The 20,482-nt window shown below is 67.3% G+C and carries 22 protein-coding genes and 1 tRNA gene; 11 read left to right on the top strand and 12 right to left on the bottom strand.

Annotated features, from left to right (window positions below):
- The first annotated feature begins 2 nt into the window (after nt 1–2).
- The 5 genes from MHN80_RS02305 to MHN80_RS02285 all read left to right on the top strand — a co-directional run bounded on the left by MHN80_RS02305 (nt 3) and on the right by MHN80_RS02285 (nt 3,622).
- Complete coding sequence (locus MHN80_RS02305; RefSeq protein ID WP_064572061.1) at nt 3–938, top strand: pseudouridine synthase; 936 nt, start codon at nt 3–5, stop codon at nt 936–938.
- Complete coding sequence (gene cmk / locus MHN80_RS02300; RefSeq protein WP_239399232.1) at nt 935–1,648, top strand: (d)CMP kinase; 714 nt, start codon at nt 935–937, stop codon at nt 1,646–1,648. The genes MHN80_RS02305 and cmk overlap by 4 nt, the downstream gene beginning before the upstream one ends.
- Nucleotides 1,645–3,084, top strand: a complete 1,440-nt coding sequence (gene der / locus MHN80_RS02295; protein ID WP_004022209.1) for a ribosome biogenesis GTPase Der — start codon at nt 1,645–1,647, stop codon at nt 3,082–3,084. The genes cmk and der overlap by 4 nt, the downstream gene beginning before the upstream one ends.
- Before the next feature lie 50 nt (nt 3,085–3,134).
- Nucleotides 3,135–3,398 carry a GlsB/YeaQ/YmgE family stress response membrane protein gene (locus MHN80_RS02290; RefSeq protein ID WP_033204961.1) on the top strand — a complete coding sequence of 88 codons (264 nt, stop codon included), beginning with the start codon at nt 3,135–3,137 and terminating at the stop codon, nt 3,396–3,398.
- A 150-nt stretch (nt 3,399–3,548) separates the two neighbouring features.
- Nucleotides 3,549–3,622 (top strand) — tRNA-Pro (locus MHN80_RS02285).
- A 127-nt stretch (nt 3,623–3,749) separates the two neighbouring features.
- On the opposite strand, the gene MHN80_RS02280 is transcribed toward MHN80_RS02285, so the two are convergent.
- On the bottom strand, nt 3,750–5,009 hold the full coding sequence (locus MHN80_RS02280) for a site-specific integrase (RefSeq protein ID WP_239399230.1): 1,260 nt from the start codon (nt 5,007–5,009) through the stop codon (nt 3,750–3,752).
- Between the two features lie 243 nt (nt 5,010–5,252).
- On the opposite strand from MHN80_RS02280, the gene MHN80_RS02275 reads away from it, so the two are divergent.
- The 5 genes from MHN80_RS02275 (at nt 5,253) to MHN80_RS02255 (ending at nt 9,463) form a co-directional block, all read left to right on the top strand.
- Entirely contained in the window at nt 5,253–5,462 is a 210-nt protein-coding gene (locus MHN80_RS02275) for an AlpA family transcriptional regulator (RefSeq protein WP_239399228.1), read from the top strand.
- Nucleotides 5,463–5,526: 64 nt separating this feature from the next.
- A complete protein-coding gene (locus MHN80_RS02270) occupies nt 5,527–6,591 on the top strand; it encodes a bifunctional DNA primase/polymerase (protein WP_239399226.1) in 1,065 nt (354 codons plus the stop codon).
- A gap of 110 nt (nt 6,592–6,701) precedes the next feature.
- The gene (locus MHN80_RS02265) at nt 6,702–7,847 is read left to right on the top strand and encodes an AAA family ATPase (protein ID WP_239399224.1); all 1,146 of its coding nucleotides are present in this window, start codon (nt 6,702–6,704) and stop codon (nt 7,845–7,847) included.
- Nucleotides 7,848–8,085: 238 nt separating this feature from the next.
- A complete protein-coding gene (locus MHN80_RS02260) occupies nt 8,086–8,316 on the top strand; it encodes a hypothetical protein (RefSeq protein WP_239399222.1) in 231 nt (76 codons plus the stop codon).
- A gap of 22 nt (nt 8,317–8,338) precedes the next feature.
- On the top strand, nt 8,339–9,463 hold the full coding sequence (locus tag MHN80_RS02255) for a hypothetical protein (RefSeq protein ID WP_239399220.1): 1,125 nt from the start codon (nt 8,339–8,341) through the stop codon (nt 9,461–9,463).
- A 572-nt stretch (nt 9,464–10,035) separates the two neighbouring features.
- Here the strand turns inward: MHN80_RS02255 and MHN80_RS02250 are convergent.
- A complete protein-coding gene (locus MHN80_RS02250) occupies nt 10,036–10,782 on the bottom strand; it encodes a hypothetical protein (RefSeq protein ID WP_239399218.1) in 747 nt (248 codons plus the stop codon).
- Between the two features lie 337 nt (nt 10,783–11,119).
- Nucleotides 11,120–11,659: a hypothetical protein gene (locus tag MHN80_RS02245; protein ID WP_239399216.1), complete on the bottom strand. Its 540-nt coding sequence runs from the start codon at nt 11,657–11,659 to the stop codon at nt 11,120–11,122.
- Between the two features lie 57 nt (nt 11,660–11,716).
- On the opposite strand from MHN80_RS02245, the gene MHN80_RS02240 reads away from it, so the two are divergent.
- A complete protein-coding gene (locus MHN80_RS02240) occupies nt 11,717–12,187 on the top strand; it encodes a DUF6389 family protein (protein ID WP_239399214.1) in 471 nt (156 codons plus the stop codon).
- Between the two features lie 15 nt (nt 12,188–12,202).
- Here the strand turns inward: MHN80_RS02240 and MHN80_RS02235 are convergent, their stop codons facing one another.
- The 9 genes from MHN80_RS02235 to MHN80_RS02195 all read right to left on the bottom strand — a co-directional run bounded on the left by MHN80_RS02235 (nt 12,203) and on the right by MHN80_RS02195 (nt 20,291).
- Entirely contained in the window at nt 12,203–12,934 is a 732-nt protein-coding gene (locus tag MHN80_RS02235) for an alpha/beta hydrolase (RefSeq protein ID WP_239399212.1), read from the bottom strand.
- A gap of 182 nt (nt 12,935–13,116) precedes the next feature.
- Nucleotides 13,117–14,205 (bottom strand): ATP-binding protein, encoded by a 1,089-nt coding sequence (locus MHN80_RS02230; protein ID WP_239399209.1) that lies wholly within the window; start codon nt 14,203–14,205, stop codon nt 13,117–13,119.
- A 38-nt stretch (nt 14,206–14,243) separates the two neighbouring features.
- A complete protein-coding gene (locus MHN80_RS02225) occupies nt 14,244–14,726 on the bottom strand; it encodes a GNAT family N-acetyltransferase (RefSeq protein ID WP_239399207.1) in 483 nt (160 codons plus the stop codon).
- Between the two features lie 43 nt (nt 14,727–14,769).
- On the bottom strand, nt 14,770–15,711 hold the full coding sequence (locus tag MHN80_RS02220; RefSeq protein WP_239399205.1) for a diiron oxygenase: 942 nt from the start codon (nt 15,709–15,711) through the stop codon (nt 14,770–14,772).
- Complete coding sequence (locus tag MHN80_RS02215; RefSeq protein ID WP_239399203.1) at nt 15,708–16,598, bottom strand: prephenate dehydrogenase dimerization domain-containing protein; 891 nt, start codon at nt 16,596–16,598, stop codon at nt 15,708–15,710. Before MHN80_RS02215 ends, MHN80_RS02220 begins: the two co-directional genes overlap by 4 nt.
- Nucleotides 16,595–18,712: an aminodeoxychorismate synthase component I gene (pabB, locus tag MHN80_RS02210; RefSeq protein WP_239399201.1), complete on the bottom strand. Its 2,118-nt coding sequence runs from the start codon at nt 18,710–18,712 to the stop codon at nt 16,595–16,597. Before pabB ends, MHN80_RS02215 begins: the two co-directional genes overlap by 4 nt.
- A gap of 1 nt (nt 18,713) precedes the next feature.
- Nucleotides 18,714–19,133 (bottom strand): chorismate mutase family protein, encoded by a 420-nt coding sequence (locus tag MHN80_RS02205; RefSeq protein ID WP_239399199.1) that lies wholly within the window; start codon nt 19,131–19,133, stop codon nt 18,714–18,716.
- Nucleotides 19,134–19,422: 289 nt separating this feature from the next.
- The gene (locus tag MHN80_RS02200) at nt 19,423–19,725 is read right to left on the bottom strand and encodes a hypothetical protein (RefSeq protein ID WP_239399196.1); all 303 of its coding nucleotides are present in this window, start codon (nt 19,723–19,725) and stop codon (nt 19,423–19,425) included.
- Nucleotides 19,722–20,291, bottom strand: a complete 570-nt coding sequence (locus tag MHN80_RS02195; RefSeq protein WP_239399288.1) for a recombinase family protein — start codon at nt 20,289–20,291, stop codon at nt 19,722–19,724. Before MHN80_RS02195 ends, MHN80_RS02200 begins: the two co-directional genes overlap by 4 nt.
- Nucleotides 20,292–20,482 lie beyond the last annotated feature (191 nt).

The raw sequence follows: 20,482 nt of genomic DNA, 5'->3' as shown, positions 1-20,482 counted from the left end.
ACATGGCATCCGCTGGCCGAGATGGCTCACCGGGAAAACGCCGCAAGGGCGCGCCCGCACAACAGCCGCGAACCAAGAAGACCCACCGCAAGGGGTCGTCGAAGCCGAACGCCGAAGTGGGCAAGATCCGGCTCAACAATGCACGGCCGGCGCGCCACCAGACGCCCGCCGACGAGAATCAGGGCGCCGGAGCCAACTACGTCGAGGACGGCGTTCGGTTGCAGAAGGTGCTCGCCCAGGCCGGCGTGGCGTCGCGACGCGGTGCCGAAGAGCTGATCGCCGCCGGTCGTGTCGAGGTCGACGGTGAGATCGTCACCGAGCAGGGTCTGCGGATCGATCCGAACACCGCCATCATCCGCGTCGACGGTGCACGCGTGATCATGGACGAGACCCGTCAGTACCTGGCGTTCAACAAGCCCAAGGGCTGGCAGTCGACCATGTCGGACGATCAGGGTCGTCCCTGCGTCGGTGATGTCGTCGCCGAGCGGGTCATGGCGGGGCAGCGACTGTTCCACGTCGGCCGCCTCGACGCCGACACCGAGGGTCTGCTGCTGCTGACCAACGACGGCGAACTCGCGCACCGATTGATGCATCCGTCGTTCGAGGTGCCCAAGACCTATCTGGCGACCCTCAAGGGGGAGGTGCCGCGCGGTATCGCGCGACGCATGCGGGAGGGCGTCGACCTCGAAGACGGTCCGGTCCTGGTAGACAGGTTCACCGTGATCGAGGTCCACGAGGGGCAGTCGCTGGTGCGGATCACGCTGCACGAGGGCCGCAACCGGGTGGTGCGCCGGATGATGGACGAGGTCGGCTACCCCGTCGTCAAACTGGTTCGCACACACGTCGGTTCGGTGGCACTCGGCGAACAGCGCCCGGGCAGTCTGCGTGTTCTGGGCAGCGACGAGGTCGGTGGGTTGTACAAGGCGGTCGGCCTGTGAGCGACGGCACGTCGGGGTCCGCAGGCGGGACCACGCTCGTCGTCGCCATCGACGGCCCGGCGGGCACGGGGAAGTCGTCGGTGTCGAAACTGCTGGCGGCAAAGGTCGGGGCCAGCTACCTCGACACCGGTGCCATGTATCGGGCGGTGACGCTCGCCGTTCTCGATGCCGGTGTGGCGCTGGATGATCCGGCCGGTATCGCCCGTGTGGTGGCCGGCGTCGACATCGAGTTGGTCCCGGACGGAGACGGCGCCAAGGTCTTCCTCGACGGCCGCGACGTGTCCGGTCCGATCCGGACCGACCACGTCACGAGCGCGGTGTCGGCCGTCTCGGCGGTCGCCGAGGTGCGGACGAAACTGGTTGCGCTGCAACAGCAGAATGCACAGGGCCGGTTCGTGGTCGTCGAAGGCCGTGACATCGGCACCGTGGTGTTCCCCGACGCCGACGTCAAGATCTTCTTGACCGCGACGCCCGAGGCGCGCGCCGAGCGGCGGCACAAGCAGAATCTGGCCGGCGGACGCGACAGCGACTACGACGCGGTGCTGGCGAGTGTGAACCGGCGCGACCATCTCGACTCGACGCGCAAGGTCTCGCCGCTGCGCGCGGCCGATGACGCGACCGTCGTCGACACCAGTGACAAGACCCTCGACGAGGTGCTCGAGGAACTGAGCGGCCTCGTGGCGACTCGGATCGGAGCTGTGGAACGGTGAGCGACAACTACTCGGACGATCTCACCGCGCTGCCCGGTGACGGCACGTGGTCGGACGAATCCGACTGGCAGCTGACCGATGTCGGGGGCGCCGACGACGCGTCCGGCGTCGAACACATGCCGGTGGTGGCGATCGTCGGACGACCCAACGTGGGCAAGTCGACGCTCGTCAACCGCATCCTGGGCCGTCGGGAAGCCGTGGTCGAGGACATCCCGGGCGTGACCCGTGACCGTGTGTCCTACGCGGCCTCGTGGTCGGGTCGCCGTTTCACCGTCGTCGACACCGGTGGCTGGGAGCCCGACGCGAAGGGGCTGCAGCAGGCCGTCGCCGCGCAGGCCGAGCTGGCGATGCGGACCGCGGACGCGATCGTCGTCGTGGTCGACGCCACGGTCGGTGCGACCGCGACCGACGAGGCCGTCGCGCGGGTCCTGCGGCGGTCGAAGACCCCGGTCATCCTGTGTGCCAACAAGGTCGACAGCGAACGTCTCGAGTCCGACACCGCGTCCCTGTGGTCGCTCGGGCTCGGCGAGCCGTATCCCGTGTCGGCGGCACACGGCCGCGGGGCCGGCGATCTGCTCGACATCATCCTGGACAAGCTGCCCGAGACCCCGAGGGAGGCACCGACTCTCGGTGGTCCCCGTCGCGTCGCGCTCGTGGGCAAGCCGAACGTCGGCAAGAGTTCGCTGCTGAACAAGCTCACCGGCACCGAGCGGTCGGTGGTCGACAACGTCGCCGGGACGACCGTCGACCCGGTCGACGAGCTCGTCGAACTCGGCGGCAGGACGTGGAACTTCGTCGACACCGCGGGTCTGCGCCGCAAGGTGCGGACCGCGAGCGGACACGAGTACTACGCGTCACTGCGGACGCGGTCGGCGCTCGACGCGGCCGAGGTGGCGATCCTGCTGATCGACGCGTCGGAACCGATCACCGAACAGGACCTGCGGGTGCTGTCGCTCATCATCGAGAGCGGGCGTGCGCTCGTGATCGCGTTCAACAAGTGGGATCTCGTCGACGAGGATCGTCGGTACCAGTTGGACAAGGAGATCGATCGCGAGCTGGCACGCGTGCCGTGGGCGCGCCGGGTCAACATCTCGGCGTCGACCGGCCGGGCCGTCCAGAAGCTGGTGCCCGCGTTGGAATCCGCGCTCGACTCGTGGGACAAGCGCATCTCGACCGGCCCGCTGAACAACTGGCTCAAGGACGTCATCGCCGCCAACCCGCCGCCGCTGCGCGGTGGCCGACAGCCGCGCGTGATGTTCGCGACTCAGGCCTCGGTCCGGCCGCCGACCTTCGTGCTGTTCACCACCGGTTTCCTCGAGGCGGGCTATCGCCGCTTCCTCGAGCGGCGGCTGCGTGAGGAATTCAACTTCGACGGTTCGCCGGTCCGGGTCAACGTCCGTGTCCGCGACAAGCGGGAGCAACGCCGAAAGCGCTGAACTGCTGTCTGTCTGTGGCGCACGACACCCGCTGTGAGATACTGCGTCTCGTGCTCATCCTGGCAATCATCGTATTCGGCATGGTCATCGGCGCCCTCGCGCAGATCCTCCTCGGCGGCAAGAACCTGCGCACCGTCGACTGGGGTCTCGCCCTGGTCGCCGGACTCGTCGGCTCCTTCGTCGGTGGACTGCTCATCAGTCTGCTCTCCGGCGACGGACTCGAACTCCGCCCCAGCGGCATCATCGGCTCCCTCGTGGGCGCGGTCCTGGTGACCGCCGGGTGGATCTGGTTCAAGAAGCGTTCGGCGGTCTAGCAGCCGGTGTCAGATGTAGCGCTTCGTAGCGGTAGAAGCAACGACACACTACATCTGGCCACCGGCCCGAAATGAGGCCTGACCAGGCGATTGGTTCGGGACCGTGCTCGTCGGCTAGGCTTTACCTCGCTCCGCTTCTCCAGGGAGCAACGGGCTGTGGCGCAGTTTGGTAGCGCACTTGACTGGGGGTCAAGTGGTCGCAGGTTCAAATCCTGTCAGCCCGACAACAATAACCGCAGATCAGAGGCCGTTTCCGAAACAACCGGGAGCGGCTTTCTCTGTTGCTGGACCGCACACAGACCGCACAATTCTCAGCGGGGCCGCATTTCGTGCGGTCTGGACCGCACAGACTCACCCCTCGTCCCCGATCGCCACGAGGTCGTCGGGGAACTCGTGCGAGTACACGTCGAGCGTGATTGACGGCTTCGAGTGGCCGAGGATCCGGGACACCTGTACCGGAGTCATGCCCTGGCGGATGGCCGCCGACGCCGCGGAGTGACGGAGGCCGTGCACGGTGATGCCGACCCCTGCGAGCTTCGCGGCCGGACGGAACACCCGCGCCGACCAATTGCGCAACCGCAGCGGCCCGCCGTCGCGCTGAGCGAACACGAACGCCTGGTCGTCGTCGGTGATGCCCTGCGCCACGAGATGCGTGCGCAGGAGCGGCACGAGGGACTTCCGGAACGGCACGCGGCGCACGGACTCGGCTGTCTTCGGTGGGCCGACGTGCATCCGTCCGTCGACTTCGACCGCCGCCTCTGCGATGAACAGCGTTGGCCGCGGGCCGTCGAGATCGAGTCGACCGACGCGGAGTGCTGCTATCTCACCGAACCGCGCTCCCGTGGCGCTCAGGAGCCGAATCAGCAGCCCGTCGGCAGACACCGGGGCCTCGACGCTCTGCCAATCGGCCGCGGGGTCTGACATCTCATCCGCACTGTCCACCAGGTCGGTCCGTCGCCCCGGGGACTTCGGTTGCGCGGCACGATAGTCGGCGGCGCGTGCGATCAGCTCGACTTGCTCAGGACTGGCGAACCTGCGATCACCACTACCGCCGACGGCCGGAGCGGGGGCCACCTTGACGCCGCGCGTCGGGTCCACGGTGATGATCGGGTCCGTCGGGTCCATGGCCACCGAGATGATCTGCCGGAGTAGTTTGAACGTCTGCCGAGCGGTTGCGGTACTGACCGGCGTGCCCTTCTTGGTTGTCAGCCCCCGAAGCCACGTCTCGACGTCGCGCCGAGTGATCGAACGGACCGGGGTGTTCTCCCAGCGGGGGAGTATGTGCCCGTCGACGAGCACTGAGTACGTGGCGATGGTCGACGGTCGGCCGGTGAGCCCGCCGCGCCACCGCGTCGCCACCTGACCAAGCGTCACGCTCTCTTTATCCGGCGCGACGTAACCGCCCGTCGCGATTGCCGCGGTCTGCGCTGTCAGCCATGCGTTCGCGGCCTTCTTGGTGGGGAACGACTTCGACACCGGCTCGCGGTTGGGATTTACGTACGTCGCCTGATAGCGAAGCCCTTTGCCGTAGCGGCTGGTGTGCTCACCGGCTCTCGTCGTCCACCGATCATTGACGGGGTAACGGTGTCCGGGAGTGCGGTTCGGTGCCATGCACTGAAAGATACAGCAAGATGACTACTTAACCTGTGCGGTCTGCCGGTATCGGTTCGGTAACGACCCGCAACGCTCTGACCTGCGTCGTCAGGATTGAACGTCAACTCTTGCAAAATGCCTGACCTGCGCAAACATGGATACATGTTCGGGTTGACGTCGACGAAAACAGTTACTAGGCAACGCATTTCGGGTGCTTCGTGTGCTTTCCTGCATCTATCCATTGCAGAGTCAGGAGTACCGATGAACACCAACACGATCCCGGAACGCTTCACTCCGCGGACACTGGCCGACTACCTCGGCGTCGCGCCACAGACCGTCTATGGCTGGAGCCATCGAGGCCAGGGCCCGATCGGCTACCGCGTCGGCGGCCGAAAGTACTACGACCGCGCCGACGTGGACGCGTGGATCGCTGCGCAGAAGGCCCAGGACATCGCTCGTCGCACGGCCTGACACATCCAAATCCGGGGAGCCCGCCCGCGCGGAACATACACGCGCGCAACGAAATCAGGAGAACATGCCCACCAACGAAAAACGGCACCCGGCCGGGGAGCCGGGTGCCGTCTCCGGTCTCTTCACCAAGATGGAGCAGGAGATTGCCCACCCCGACGATACGTCGGTGATCGGGCAGTTCGCCAGCGCGCCGACCGATCCCGATCAGTTGGCGATTGATCTCGATCCGGAGATCAACGCTCACACTCTGGCCGACCGAGGGTTGCCGGTGTTCCCCGCGGCGGCGAAGAATCAGCCCCTTGTGAAGTGGCGCAGTGCCGCGACGACCGACCATGCCGACATCTCGCGGTGGTGGCGGCATTGGCCCGATGCTCTTGTCGCGGTGGCTCTTCCGCCTGGTCGGCTCGTGATCGACGCCGATATGTATAAACGGGCCGCGCAGGACACCATGACTCGACTCGAATCCAAGTACGGGCCGCTTCCGGCGTGTCCCACAGTCGCGACGCCACGAGGGGGACGGCACTACTACTTCGGCGTGTCGCGCGACATCCGGTTTGCCGATGTCGCGGGTCCGGGGGTCGATTTGCGTGCGGGGGATCGAAATTACGTGTTGGCGCCCCCGAGTCGGGTCGGGGACCGGCGCTATGAGTGGCTGACTGGAGAGTTCGACGACCCACCGGAGTTGCCACTGTCGTGGCTTGCCGGAGTCGAGCATCGGCGCCCGATGTTGCGTACTACCCGTCACCGCATACTGCCCGCGGCGCTGACCAGCATCGGGGACGTGTCGCTGGAGACGGTGACCCTCGACGATCTCGGCGACTACCTCGACGCACTGCCGCGGGGGCGCATGGACCGGCTCATGGCTCGCGCCGTCGATCCGGGCACGCTGGCCGTGTCGATGCGCAAGGCCGCTCACGACACCCTGACACGGGTCTCCTACAGAGTCATCGCCCTCGCGGCCGAGGGCCACCCCGGTGGCCGCGACGCGGTGCAACGCGTCATCGTCGCGTTCGCCGCGGAGATCGAGCGTCGGTTGCATGCCGGTGAGCCCGCGCGCGCCCCCGATGAGATCGCTGGAGAGGTTGTGCGGGCCATCGCCGGAGCCATCGTGAAGGTGAGTGCCGAGTGAGCGGGTTCGATGGTCTCGCCGGTGCTGCTGATATGCCTGCTCGCGCTGGTCACTTCGATCATCGGGGCCGGTGGGTTTCCGCTGACGATGATCGGCCCGTAGTCGACCACATGGAGAGTGCCGACGTGGAGGACGCGGAGGTCACCGAGGACGGCCCGCTGGCCGCTGTCCGCGCGATCCGCGAGCAGTTCGGCCACGACGACGAGGACGACTACGAAGACAGCGACGACGACGAGGACAGCGAGGTCGACGACCATTTCGTCGACGGCGCCGAGTGGCTGTTCGACGAGCCCGACGTCGCGCCCGCGTTGTGGGGCAGCGGGACCCGAGTCCTGTGGTCAGCGGGCGAAGCGCTCACGATCACCGGACCGCCGGGTGTCGGCAAGACTTCGGTTGCCGCGCAGGTGGTTTCGGGGTCTCTGGGATTGCGTGACCGGGTGCTGGGGTTTCCGGTTACCGAGTGTCGCCGCGTGCTGTATCTGGCGATGGACCGCCCCGCGCAGGCCCGTCGCAACATCCGGCGCTTCTTCGAGCCCGAGGACCGCGAGCGGCTGGCCGGACGCCTCGTGATCAAGCAGGGCCCGCCGTGGGTCGACTTCGCGGTCGACTCCGACGCGTTCGTCGAGTTGTGCGAGCGGGCCGGACTTCAGCCGGGAGACCGGGTGATCGTCGATTCGATCAAGGATGCGGCCGTGGGCCTGTCCGAGGACCGCGTTGGCGCTGAGTACAACCGTGCGCGGCAGAAGGTGCTGACGGCGGGGGTTGACGTCCTGGAGCTACACCACATGGTCAAGCGGTCCGGCGACGGCCCGCCCAAGACGTTGGCCGACGTCTACGGGTCGCAGCACATCACTGCCGGTGCCGGGTCGGTAATCCTGCTGCACGGCGTGGCCGGTGATCAGGTGGTGACGCTGTTGCACCTGAAGCAACCCATAGACGACGTCGGCCCGCTGTTCGTCACGCACGACCCGACAGGCCGCAGCAGTGTCGACACCGCGGCCACCGACGTGGTGACGCTCGTGCGGGGCCAAGGCGCCAAAGGTGCGACCGCCACCGACGTCGCAGTTCTGCTGTTCGACACGTCGCGCCCCTCGCGCCCGCAGATCGAGAAGACGCGCAGGCGACTCACCGACGCCGTGAACCGTGGAGCTCTCGTGAAGCGCGACGGCGACCGAGGGGGCAGCGGCGACGACGGCCGGTCGCCAACACGATGGTTTCTGCGCGCGCACGGCGACGAGAACGGTCCCGACAAGTGATCCGAAATGTCAATCACGCGTCAATCACGCCGAAACGCATAACCGCAGGTCAGCCAATCACGGCATCAATCACGCGGAGGTCAATCACGATGCAATCACGCTCAATCACGACGACGCCGTTTGCCCAGGTCAGCCAATCACGCGAGTGCGTGATTGAGGGTCAATCACGGTTTCCGCCCCCCTGGAAGGGGGGCGAAGCCACCGTGACGGCCGGATTTGAGAGAGGAGAAACGCCGAAATGACCGCATCGACAAGCGGCAACGGACCCCGTTCGCACGCCGCCCAACACGCCATCGAGCAACGCCGACAGAGCTTCGCTGACTACTGCGACCGCCAGATGCGAGACCCGACCCCGGGCACGACATGGCACCCGCTCTACCGCTGGCCGTCCGACACCGATGCCGACTACGCCGCGCGAGTCGCCGAGCACGAGCGGACCCAGCACACCATCACCAGGACCACCGGCTGACCGGCCGGAGAGAAGAGGAGACATGACCGAGCAGACCATGAGGCCAACAGTCACCGTCGCACCACACCAGCGGACGCGCGTCGGCGCCACGCAACGGGACGTCGAGCGACTGAACGAGAAGGTGACGCGGGAGGCCGGTGACCGAATCGCCGCGTCGTCGGTCATCCGCCCAGCGCCGACCTCACCCCCAGCACCCCAGCAGCACCCGCCCGCGCCGGGCCTCGATGACGCCGGAGACCTTGGCCAGACGATCACCGATCTCATCCGGTTGTCCAAGCTGGCCGACGCGGGGAGCCGCACCCGCGCCCGCATCCGGGAGGAAGCCGCCACGGTCGCCGAGCAGCAGCGCGACGCCCACCAGCGACACCAGCGCGCTCTGATCGCCGAGGCATGGGAGGCCGCGGCCAAGCGCCAACGGGTGCCCGACGTCGTCGAGCGAGCCATGCGTTTCTACGAACACGAGCGGATCACTGCGTCAGTCGATTACGCGCGCGACGAGATGCTGGCCGCGGTTGATGCCCGCCACGCCGAGCTCGCCCGGGCCGCCGTCGCGGACGTGGCAGACGAGATCGACGCCGAGGTCCTGGACGCTGCGAACGGTGCGCTTCGCGACGCCCTTCAGGCTCACGAGCGGCTGAGGCTGGCCGGGGTGTCGGTGGACGTCACGCTGGATGAGGCTGTGGACGCGGGGGACGCGGGAGTGATCGACGCGTTGCGGCTGTGGCGGGAGTCGTGCACGCGGTGGGGGCACGTCCAGAACGTCCGGCAGTGGGTCGCCGCTGTGCTCGACCGGGGGTTCGTCGTGAAGCGGGGCCAGGTCAGCGTCACACCACCGCCGCGGATTCCGTCGGGTGCGTTCGCCGACACGGCCGCGGTCGCCGCCGCGCACGGCACCGCCGAGCGTAGGACCCAGGGGTCGCAATGGGAGGGGTCCACGGCGCCGAGGTGGCTGGCAGACAAGGGGTCCCACGAGGTGCTGCGTTGGTGGGTTGGCCTGGACGAGGGGTCCCGGCTGAATCCGTCGGGGGTCCGGGTTGGTATCTCATCTGTCGTGCCAATGGACCAGGGGTCTCACAAGGGGGCCGAGCAGCACACACCCGACACCGATCAGGTGCTCAACGAGGACGAGGCGGTGGAGGCGTGGTGAATGACGAACAGGGACATGCACGAGGGTTCGGCCGGTACCTCGACGAGGACATGAAAGGTCGACCGCACACCGCCGACGAGGCCGAGCAGGAGCACGACGAGAGAGGTCAACACGAGGTCGACGAGCATGGCCAACCGACGACGCGGCTCAGCGACCGTCTGAATCGGTCCGGAAGCGACCGCGGGTTCGGCCGCTACCTCCAATAGTTCGGCGCGCTGCGTCGATCTGAGACCCCGATTCCACCTGTGTGGGTCGGGGTCTCGTCGTGTCTAGGGGGCGTGGCCCCTCCAGCACGGGGGTGCTGACCGCCGCCGCGTACTGGCCAACCGGACGGCCGCGCATAGAACGTAGCCGCAGACCCCGGGGGTGGGACCCCTCCCCGGGTCGATCTCGCAGGGGGTCGCCCCGTACTGCGGACGACCATGAGTACGGGTCTGGGTCAAAACGGCCATACCGCCCTGACCAGGGCAAATACGCCCAAGATGGGGCCAGGATCGACTAGAACATTCGCTCTGAGCCGTAAATTATGTTGGCGCGCAGTCGAATTGCTATTGGTGGTCAGTCGAAAGTGACTAAAGGCCCTTCGTCCGCTTTGGGACGTAGTAGCGCGGATCGAGGAACCCTCGAAATTCGGCAAGGCGTTCTGCGTGCCACGCGTCGCTAGCGAGCTTCCCTGGGCTAGGGCTTCCATCCGGCAACGGATCACCGATCTTCGGGGCAGGTGTCACTCTCTGTTGGTCCAGGTGGTGGGCGATGCTGGGTATCTCTCCCGCGCCATTCCAAGTGTCGAGTGTCCACGCGATTTCCGAGAGGATGACCTTATCTGTGCCTATGGCGGTGTGCATGGCGACTAGCACCCGGTCGATCGTGTAGCCCTCGGCTAGACACATCTGCCCGCATAGACCGGCGGCCGTCCAGCGCGAACTCATCGCGGGGAGAAAGTCCGAAATCTGTTCGAGCGCCGTCGAGTTCCCGACGACGTTTCGGGTTGCCGCGATCGCACGTTGAAGCTCGAACCGTATGAAGTGATGACCGCCTACCCAACGGATCGTCTCGTGATTGATGTCCGTCTCGACCGCGGCAGGAGTGAAGAAAAGGTCCATCTCTTCGGTCGCGGCACGGATTCGTTCGGCGAGCTTGGTTGCCGCTGACCGCTTGCGATCCTCCGCAGCCAGCGCGCGTTCCTGATTCAACTGTGACCGAAGTGCGAAGAAAGCAAATGCGAGGGCTGTGAGAGTGGCCGAGACGGGCACCCCGACGTTCGCCACCCAATCCGCAGTACTGACTTCAGTCCAGAAGCTCCCGATCGGGTTGGCCATTCGTCAACACTATGCCCGGCAAGCGCCGTGACTGTGGATCTGTCCGCTGCTGCCGTGTCTGGACCGCACTGGACCGCACACAGACCGCACAGTTTTGAGAAGTTGACGACAGACGCCGAACGGCCCTGAAAGACGAACCTCCCATCAGGGCAGTTCAGAGGCTATAAACTGGAAACCAATGATAAAGGGTAAGAGCCCAGGATAAAGCCATACACATAACTGGGGGTCAAGTGGTCGCAGGTTCAAATCCTGTCAGCCCGACAGAAAACCCTGATGAGCATTGCTCATCAGGGTTTTGTTCTGTTCGCCGACTGCACTGCGATTGCACTCGTCACGGTCAGGCCCGAGTCGGCGGGAGCGGTTGGATGTCGACGACGTCGTCAGCGAGCGCGCCGGCGCGGCTGCGCAGACCGTCGAGAACCTCGGTCAGATTCGTCCCGCGTCGATGCATCGTGTCCATGTGCACGGATTCCCAGACCGGGAACTCGCCGTGAGCGTCGCGCGCCGTGGTGTCCCAGAGAAGTGCGTCGCCGTTCTCGCTCCAGCCGAAGGCTGTCAGCGACGCGACGAGTTCCCAGCTGCCGTCGGGCTCGATCATCCAATCGAAATTCTCATCCTGCCCGTCTCGGTACGCGGCCCGGAAGGCGCGGGTGAGTTGCCCTCCGCGCCCGACGAATCCGTCTGCGTAACCGGGCAGGACCGGCGGGTACACGAGCCACAGACCGAACGTGCGCGCCCATCCCGAGTGGCGGATGAAGTCGCGATAGGACGGCGGGAACCCGCCACCGTCGTCGAAGGAGAAGCCATCGAGTGCGGCGAAGTCGATGTGCATCCGAGTGGGTTCGCCGCCTACACGGAGGACGTCGAGGTTCGCCATGACGATGAGACTAGGACACGCCGTGAACGAGGGGGGCGACCCAATTAGGCTCGTGGCGTGGACGCAGCCGAGTACCGACGCAGCCTGACACGCATCCTTGCGGCGCGATCCGCGGTTGTCGCAGCAACGTTGGAACGCCTCGGCGGCGCGGCGTCCGACGTCGCCGGGGTGATCGACGGGGTGACGATCGACGTGTTCGTCGACCAGGACGCCGAGGGTCCGTTCGATGTGTGGGCGCGATTCGAGGGTGCGGACGCGTTCGAACTGGACCGCCGGTTCGATGACGAGAGACGACTGTTCGGTGTCGAATGGGGCGAACTCGGCTGGGAACCGGCGGTGCCGTCGCGACCGCGGGGGTGGTCGCGCCACGACCTGGAGGAAACGATCGTCGATGTCGTGGCGACGTGGCTCGACACGCTGATCCCCAGTGGGCCACTGGCCTGGGAAATCGGTTCGGGTGCAGGCACACTCGACCCACGGCCGGTGGGGCCGAGCGTCGACGGGAACGGAATCGGCTCCACAATCTGACGCCCGGCGCCCGTGTCACCTCAGATGCCGGACGAAGAATCCGGCGGCGTTCTCACCCGCGTACGCCGGGACGCCGGTGTGTCCGCCCATGTTCGCGTGCAGACTCTTCTCCGCCGAACCGAAGGCGTCGAAGAGATCCAGTGCAGCCTGCCGGTCGTTGTGTTCGTCGTCCCACTGCAGCAACACGTGCAGGGGGATCGTGACGCGCTGGGCCTCGTCGAGAATCGTTCGCGGGATGAAGCTCCCCGCGAACAGCACGGCGGCCGCGATCCGGGGTTCGGTCACGGCCAGTCGGACGCCGACGGAGATGACGCCCCCGGAATAGCCCACCGGCCCATGGATGCCGGGCAACTCGAGGAGCCGGTCCATCGCCGTCCGCCATTCCGGGACCGACTGCTCCACCAGGGGCAGGACGAGCCGGTCGATGATGTCGGCGCTGACCTGATGGCCGGCCTGCAGCGTCCGACGCAGGTCGGCACGGGCGTGCTCGGCGTCCATCGATGTCGGTCGGTCGCCACCGCCGGGCGTCTCGATGGTCGCCGCGGCGAAGCCGTCGGTCACGGCCCGACGCGCCCGGGCTGCAAGTCGTGGATACATCTGTGGAAGGCCGCCGGGGTGTCCGAGCAGGATCAGCGGAACGGGTGACGAGGTCGTCGCGGGAGTCCACAGGATGCCCGGGATGCCGCCGAGGACGAAGTTCCGTTCGACGGCGCCGTCGGCGAGGTGGGTCTCAGAGATGAAATGCATGGTCGTGCCTCTCGGGAGTGCGCTTCTACGGCGCGCCCCGGACGACCTATCGCCCGACCGTGACTCCGTAAGGGAGCGCCCACATCGAATCGTTCATGGGTATCGCCTCCTCGGTCTGTCGCACGGACGGTGAACACAGTAGCAGTGGTCGACCATCTGCCACGCGGGAATCGTCGTCGACGCTAGACGGTCAGCGGCACCGCGACGTCGACGCCGCCCTCTTCGGTGATCCGGGCGCCCATCTGGGTATAGGTCGGGGCCGCGATGAAACCGCCTGCGAAGAGCGCCTCGCCCTGGCGGAATCCGGGGGACTCCGCGAGAAGGTGTTCGGGCACGAAGCCGAAGGTGTCGGCGAGTTCGGCGAGATCTCGCGGCGCGTTCATCCGCATCAGACACAGGTTGTCGCACTGGGACAGGACGTTGGGATGGATCTTGGTCGGTCGTTGCGTCGACAGCAGGAGCCAGAGGCCGAATTTGCGACCCTCGGCGGCGATCTGCACGACGCGATCGATCAGGGTCTGCTCCACCGCATTCGTGGCGAGGGGCGGACAGATGTTGTGGGCCTCGTCGATGACGATGAGGACGGGGCGCCGCTCGTCGCGATGCGCCCACAGGTGTTCGAGCACACTGAGCGCCGCCACCTTCGGTTCTGCCGGGTGGGCGAACCCGCCGAGGTCGAGCACGGTCGCCTGCGGACGGTCGTCGATGATGTCGGTGGCCGCGACGTCGCCCCGCGCCCACAGCGCCCAGTCGAGGACCTGCAGATTCTCGATCCGCTTGGCCAACCGCTGGTGTCCTGGATCCGCCGAACTGCGAAGCGCGTCGAGGTAGGTGGTCTGATCCGACGTCTCGGTGAGGGTGGCGTCGGCGTGCAGCAGAACGTTGTACTCGTCGGCGTCGGCGATCGGATCCAGTTGCAGCACCGCAGCCTTCGCGGTGAGCGGCAGCGAGAGGAACCGCGCCCGCAGTTGCTGTCCGTCGCGCCGCGTGGAGTGGAGTACCCGGATGTCGGTGGCCGCGATCGCATCGGCCGTCGCCGGGTCGGTGGTGCCACGTGTTTCCGGCAACCGAGTGAAGTCCGCGTTCGGATCAAGGATCAGCAGCGGGAGCCGGGTGCGCAGCAGCAGTTGCTCGAGCACCACTCCGAGCGCGTAGGTCTTGCCGGAACCGCTCTGGCCGCACCAGAAGGTGTGGCGGTTGAACTTCTCGGCGGCGAGGAGGACGTCGGTCGTCGCGTTGTCGCGATGGTTTCCCACTGTCAGCTGAACCACGTCCGTACCTTACTGGCACGGGCGGCTTTCCATCGGACTTACGAGCCGGTCAACTCCTTGCGCAACACGAAAGCACGGTCGCCGGTGGCGGGGTCGCGGACCGGGAACCCGTGCCTGCCATAGAAACGATGCGCGTCGACGTCGGGTTCGTCGACCTCGATCTCGAACTCGCCGGCGCCTCGCCGTGCCGCCTCGGCGACGGCCGCGGTGAGGACCGCGCCACCGAGTCCGCGGCTCCGTTCGGCGGGGGTCGTGTACATCTCGTCGAGTAGTGCGATGCCGCCGTCGACCCACACGTTGGTCCGGATGGTGACCAACCCGACCGAGATGACCGGGTCGCCGGCGACGATGGCGAAAGTCGTGGTGCCCGAGAGCAGCTCGCGGAGTCGACGAGCCAGCACCGACGGACCGGGCGACGGCTCGTCGTACTCGCGATTGAACGCATCGAGGAGGTCGGCCATCACCGGCGCATCTGCCGGCGTCGCCAACCGGGCACTGTTGTGGACGTTCGCGGGTCCCACGGTAGCGGTGCCTCCGTAGGTGGGCAGTCGTTCCGGTGGTCGGTCAGCCGTCCCCGCCGAACCGGGTGAGCAGGCGGTCGACCGCGCTGCAGTCCTGCAGGATTCGCCGGCGACCGGGGTCCGCGGCGACATCGCAGAGCATCGCGTCGCCGCCCGGGATCCGCTCGATACCGACGATCGCCGACCACACGGCCCCGTCGGTGGCCGTGAACGCGTCGACACCGTCACGCAGGGCCCGCGCCAAAACAACCCGGTCGTCGGGGTCCAGCCGGTCGTGGACCAGGGCGATCATCTCGCCGGCGACCGAGCCGTGTGCGCGCTCGTCACGGCGGTGCAGGGCGACGGTCGCCTGATGGACCGGCTGCATCGACCGGTCGTCGGCGATCAGGGTCAGATAGTCCCCGATGGACGTCTCGGCGACCGTGGCGAACGCGAGAGTCGTCAGCGCGGCGTCTCGTGTCGACTCCGCCCGCGCGAGCGCTTCCCGATGCCGCCGCACCGTCGTCGACTCCGGCAGTGCGGCGTCCGGCAGCGCCCAGCCGCGCCGTCGCCGGGTCAGTGCAGACGCGTTCAGGTGCATCAGCGTGTGGTACTCCTCGTCGACCATCGACTGCACCACGGCCGCTCGACCAGCATCCGAGAATCCGGTGCCGAACGCGTCTCGGAACAGCAGTCCGAAACCGGGTGTCACCACATCTTGTTCGATGTCGATGACGGTCTTGTTGTACGCGATCCAACTCCAGGCCAGAACTCTCGACCGGACGTCGTCGTCGAGACGATCCCAGCTCGGATGCCCCGCGAACGGGAGCATCGTCTCGGGGAAGTCGGATCGGGTGTCGTCGTAGAGATCGTCCATCGTCGGGCCGTCGAGTTCGGCCTCGGTGCGCCGCACCGTCGCTCGCCGCGGCCAGCTGCGGACGAGCCCGCGGATCACCGCCGACTCCACCGGGTCGGAGGCGTCGTGGTCGGGCAGCCCGCCGGTCACGGCACCAGTCCGTCGAACAACCGGGCACACAGCGCGGCATATCCGTTCGCGCGGGTGCCCAGGGGGGCGCCGGCCCGGGCCAGCAGTGCCGCGAACTCGCCGGCGTCGCCGTGAGTGCCTGTGCCGGTGCCGTCGGCGCAGGCGGCCGACACCCGGGAGACGGCCCGCAACAAGGCCTCTCGAGCCGCCGGCGCACACGGATTCGATTCCTGGATGTCCCGGTACACCTCCGGCGTCCCGCCGGTGATCCGGGCCAGCATCGCCGACATGGCCGTGAACGGGGGAGTGGCCAGCAGCGCGGTGTCGTCGGCGTCGACTCCCAGGTCGGCGAGCGCTGTTCCGAACGACAGGATCGTCGCATGGGTGAGCGCCTGGATCGACGCGCACAGCCGGTCGTGACGCTCCGCGGTGGTGACCTCCGTCCGGGCACCCCACCGGGCCAGGTCGTCTAGCAGACGGTCCGCGCCGGGTCCGTGGTGATGGACGACGACCGCGACCACCCGCCCGGGCAGACCGAGGGACGGCGCGAACATCGGATTCACCCCGACTGTCGGCCCGCCGCGCTCGACGTCGGCCAGCGCCGCCGAGAACCGCGTCTTCACCGACAGCGTCTCCACCAGCAATGCCGTCGGGCGCAGCACGGACCGCACCGTTCCCACCGCGGCGAGCGCCACGTCCTCCGGTACCGCGAGAACCAGGACATCGGCGTCGCGCATCCGCGCGGTCGCCTCCGGACCCGGGGAGCGGATGTCATCGCCTGTGGTGGCGTCCAGGACGTGGACCGTGTCGCCGTCACCGCGCCACCGATCGGCCAACATGGTCCCCACCGCCCCCGCTCCGCCGGCCACGACCACCGACCGCACACCGGGGGCGGTCGACGCGGTCACGGACTGCTCTCGGCGGCGACGGACAGGCAGCGACGCATGGTCAGGGCCTTGACCATCGTCTCCTCGTATTCCTCGTCCGGATCCGACAGCGCGACGATGGCCCCGCCGACCCCGAACGTCACCTCCGACTCGGTCGCGACCATCGTGCGGATCACGATCGACAGGTCGGCGGTACCCGTCAGCGAGAAGTAGCCGATGGCGCCCGAGTAGACACCACGCGGACCCGCCTCGAGTTTGTCGATGATCTCCATCGTGCGGATCTTCGGCGCGCCGGTCATCGAACCGCCGGGGAACGCCGCCCGCACGCAGTCGACCGCCGACAACCCCTCGCGCAACGTCCCGCGCACTGTCGACACCATCTGATGGACCGGCGCGAAGGTCTCGATGTCGAACAGGGACGGCACATGCACCGAGCCCGGCTCGCAGACCCGCGACAGGTCGTTGCGGACGAGGTCGACGATCATCAGGTTCTCCGACCGGTCCTTCTCGCTCGTTCGCAGATCGCACCGCAAGTGCTCGTCCTCCACGGGATCCGCCGACCGGGGCCGGGTGCCCTTGATCGGTTTCGATTCCACCGTGCGGTCCGCGGCCACCTTCAGGAACCGTTCGGGGGACGCGCTGAGCACCGACAACCCCGAGAACTGCAGCAGCGCGCTGTAGGGCATCGGGCTGATCTCGCGCAGACACGAATACCCGGACACGGGGTCGAGCCTGCGATGCACCGTCGCCGAGTTGGTCAGGCACACCTCGTAGGACTCCCCGGACCGGATCTCCGCCAGACAGTCCTCGACGAGTCCCAGATACGTCTGATGGTCGTGCCGGAACACGATCGGCGCCTCCTGCGCCACCGGGACCAGCGGCGGGGTCGACGCCGGGTCGGCCAGTGGCACCGGTGACTCCCGGATGGTCGACGCCGTCGCATGCAACCATGCCGCGGTATCGGGGCCTGACGTGCCGGTTTCCGAGCGGTCGACCGGTTCCAGTGCGAGAACGTACGCGCAGTCGCGCCCGTGGTCGATCACGACCGCGCGGTCGGCGAAGACCAGTGCCGCGTCGGCCTGCTCGGATGCGTGCGCCAACTGTCCACCGGTGTCCGCCTTGAGCTCGTAGCCGAGATAGCCGACGTAGCCGAGACCGAACCCGCCCGGCAGGTCCGACCGCGGTGCCACCGAGCGCTCCCGCAGTCGCGCGCCGAGATAGTCGAAGAATGTGCTGCGGACCACCTCGCCGGAGCCATCCGAATGTTCGACTCGTACGGTCATTTCCGGCACGCGGTAGGTCACGTACTCGGCGAGCGGGCCCGAGCAGTCGCCCATGACCGAGAACCTGCCGTCCTCGTCGTCGGACGCCGAACCGTCGAGCCAGTAACTGTTCGGACCGTCGGCGAACAACCTCTCGTACACCGCTTGCGCGTCCACCGCCCGGTCGACCCGCACCGACCGCACGCGGTAGCGGTGTCCCGGCATGCGTTCTGCCGAGACGCTTGTCGTCGCCGGCGACGTCCTCGATGCTGCCCGTCCCCGCCGGTGCGCCCGCACCGGGGTTGCCGCGGCGAAGTTCGCCAGCAGTTCCCGGCCGTATTCGCTGCAGATCGACTCCGGATGGAACTGCACCCCCCACAACGGCAGATCCCGGTGGCGCACCGCCATCAGGACGCCGTCGTCGGACCAGGCCTGCTCCTCCAAGTCGTCGGGGACGTCCATCACGGCCAGTGAGTGGTATCGCACCGCGTGGAACGGGGACGGCAGCCCCGCGAAGAGGCCCCGGCCGTCGTGGTGCACGGCGCTGACCCGCCCGTGCCGCGGCTCCGGGGCCGCCACCACCGGACTGCCGAACACGTGGCACAGACCTTGGTGCCCCAGACACACCCCGAGCGCGGGTAGCCCACTGTCGGTCAGAGCCCGCGCGCTGATCCCGAAGTCGCGGACATAGTCCGGTCGGCCCGGGCCGGGGGAGACCACCACATTGTCGAAAGCCGTCAGATCCACCGACGCCCACGGCACGTCGTTGGCGACGACAACCGGCTCCCGGCCGTTGACGTCGGTCAGCAGTGCGAACAGGTTGTAGGTGAACGAGTCGTAGTTGTCGATCAGCAGGGTGCGCACCGCGGCCACCTCAGTCCGTGCTCGACCCGGCGGCCGCGCGCCGGACAGGGTGACGATCCGGCTCTGCGTCGGGCACCGGATCGCTGATCGCCCGCCGCGGATCGGTTGCCACGATCAGGTCCTCGACGCGGCATGTCTCGGCGATCAACAGGTCGTAGAGGGCGTGCAGGAAGTCGGGGGAGAGGTCGTGTTCGACGGCGAACCGGTGGGCGTGTTCGTGCACGACCCCGACACGACCCGGCTGCATCACCGCGATGGCATGCCGGCGTTTGAGTCGCGCGATGCGGGTGCACACCTCGATCCGGGCACGAACGGTGTCGAGCAGTCGATCGTCGATCCCGTCCAATTCCGTTCGCAATGCTTCGAGTCCGCGTGCACCGAGGTCGTTCTCACCCAGCGCTCGCCCGTCGATGTTCGTCGTCTGGTTCACGGCGCGACCACCTAGAAGTGTCCGAATGTGCGGCCCGCCGGCTTGAACCGCCCCGAGATGCGGCGCCGCCCCGTGGGTCCTGCGCCCGGGCTCGCGTCGACGAACCCACACCCCGACTCGGTCCATGGTCGCACCGACTGCGAGATCTCGAAGGCGTTGACGTCACCAGCTGATCACGATTCATCATCGACCGGGACGTCACCGTGGCGAGATGCGTTGTCCGGGCGGCAGTTCGATTGCGGCAAGTCCGACCTTCCGGGCGGTGCTCCCGCCGAATCCTTTGCCGCCCTCATTTTCCCGCGTGCCGCAGGTGTCCGTACAGTGCGGCGCGATAACCGCGGGTGTAACTGGGTTCCTCGTCATCGGGGTGGGGTGGACAGGCGAGCGTCGACGACGCGAGTTGTCGAGCCCACGGCGCCGGCAGGGCGTCGAGATCGGCGGCGGCGTCGAGGAAACCCTGCTGGAACAGATCCGGGTCGAGATGTTCGTCGAGTTCGGCGTCGAAGATCGGGAACGACGTCGGCAGTCGCGTGACGACGCCGTGCTCGGTGACGATGTCGAGCTCGGGAAGATCGGGGTCGGGAGTTTTCAACGGACCGAACGCCTTTCGGCCAGCGTGCGGTACAGGGTCGCCCGACTGACACCGAGTTCCTGCGCGATCTTCGGTACGGCGACACCTCGTGCGCGCATCTGCTCGGCTCGGGCCACCTGCTCGGCGTCGAGCGCTCGTGGTCGACCGATGGTCGAGGTCGATCCGCGCAGCGTTCTCGGTGTCGAGCGGTCAGTCGGTGTGCGCGTGTCCTCGAGTTCGGCCAGCGACGCCAAGACCCCGATGATCATCGCTCCGGCCGGGTCGGCGGTGTCGATGCCCTCGCGTAACGAGCGCAGTCCGATGCGGCGTCCGGTCATCTGGTTCGCGATCTCCATGATCTCGGGCACGGTGCGGCCGAGGCGATCGATACCGACCACCACGGTGACGTCTCCCGCACGCGCGTAGTCGAGGAGCGCGGTGATGCCTGGGCGGTGGCCGGCGGGGATGGACCGGTCTGTTGCGTCGGTGTAGATGCGTGCGGGATCGACACCCGCCTCGGTCAAGGCATCGATCTGCGGCGCGAGTGGATGGGTGCCGACCGTTTCGCGGGCGTAACCGAGGGCCATTCCCGACGGTTGTGTTGGATCTGCTGTCACCGTGGCAGCGTATCTCAAAAGTGTTTCGACATGATTTCGCGACACGCCGAGATTCGAGACTGCTCGTCGCTTGCAACCAGCCATTGGTCGGTCGTGCTGTCGCAAAATAAGAAAGCTCGTCCCGAAACAAATGAGACAATTTGAGACCCCGAGCCCGGCGC

The organism is Gordonia sp. McavH-238-E, from assembly GCF_022348225.1.
Lineage (GTDB): Bacteria > Actinomycetota > Actinomycetes > Mycobacteriales > Mycobacteriaceae > Gordonia > Gordonia terrae.
The sequence above is the reverse complement of the archived record's forward strand: the minus strand, read 5'-3'. Positions and strand labels throughout refer to the sequence as shown.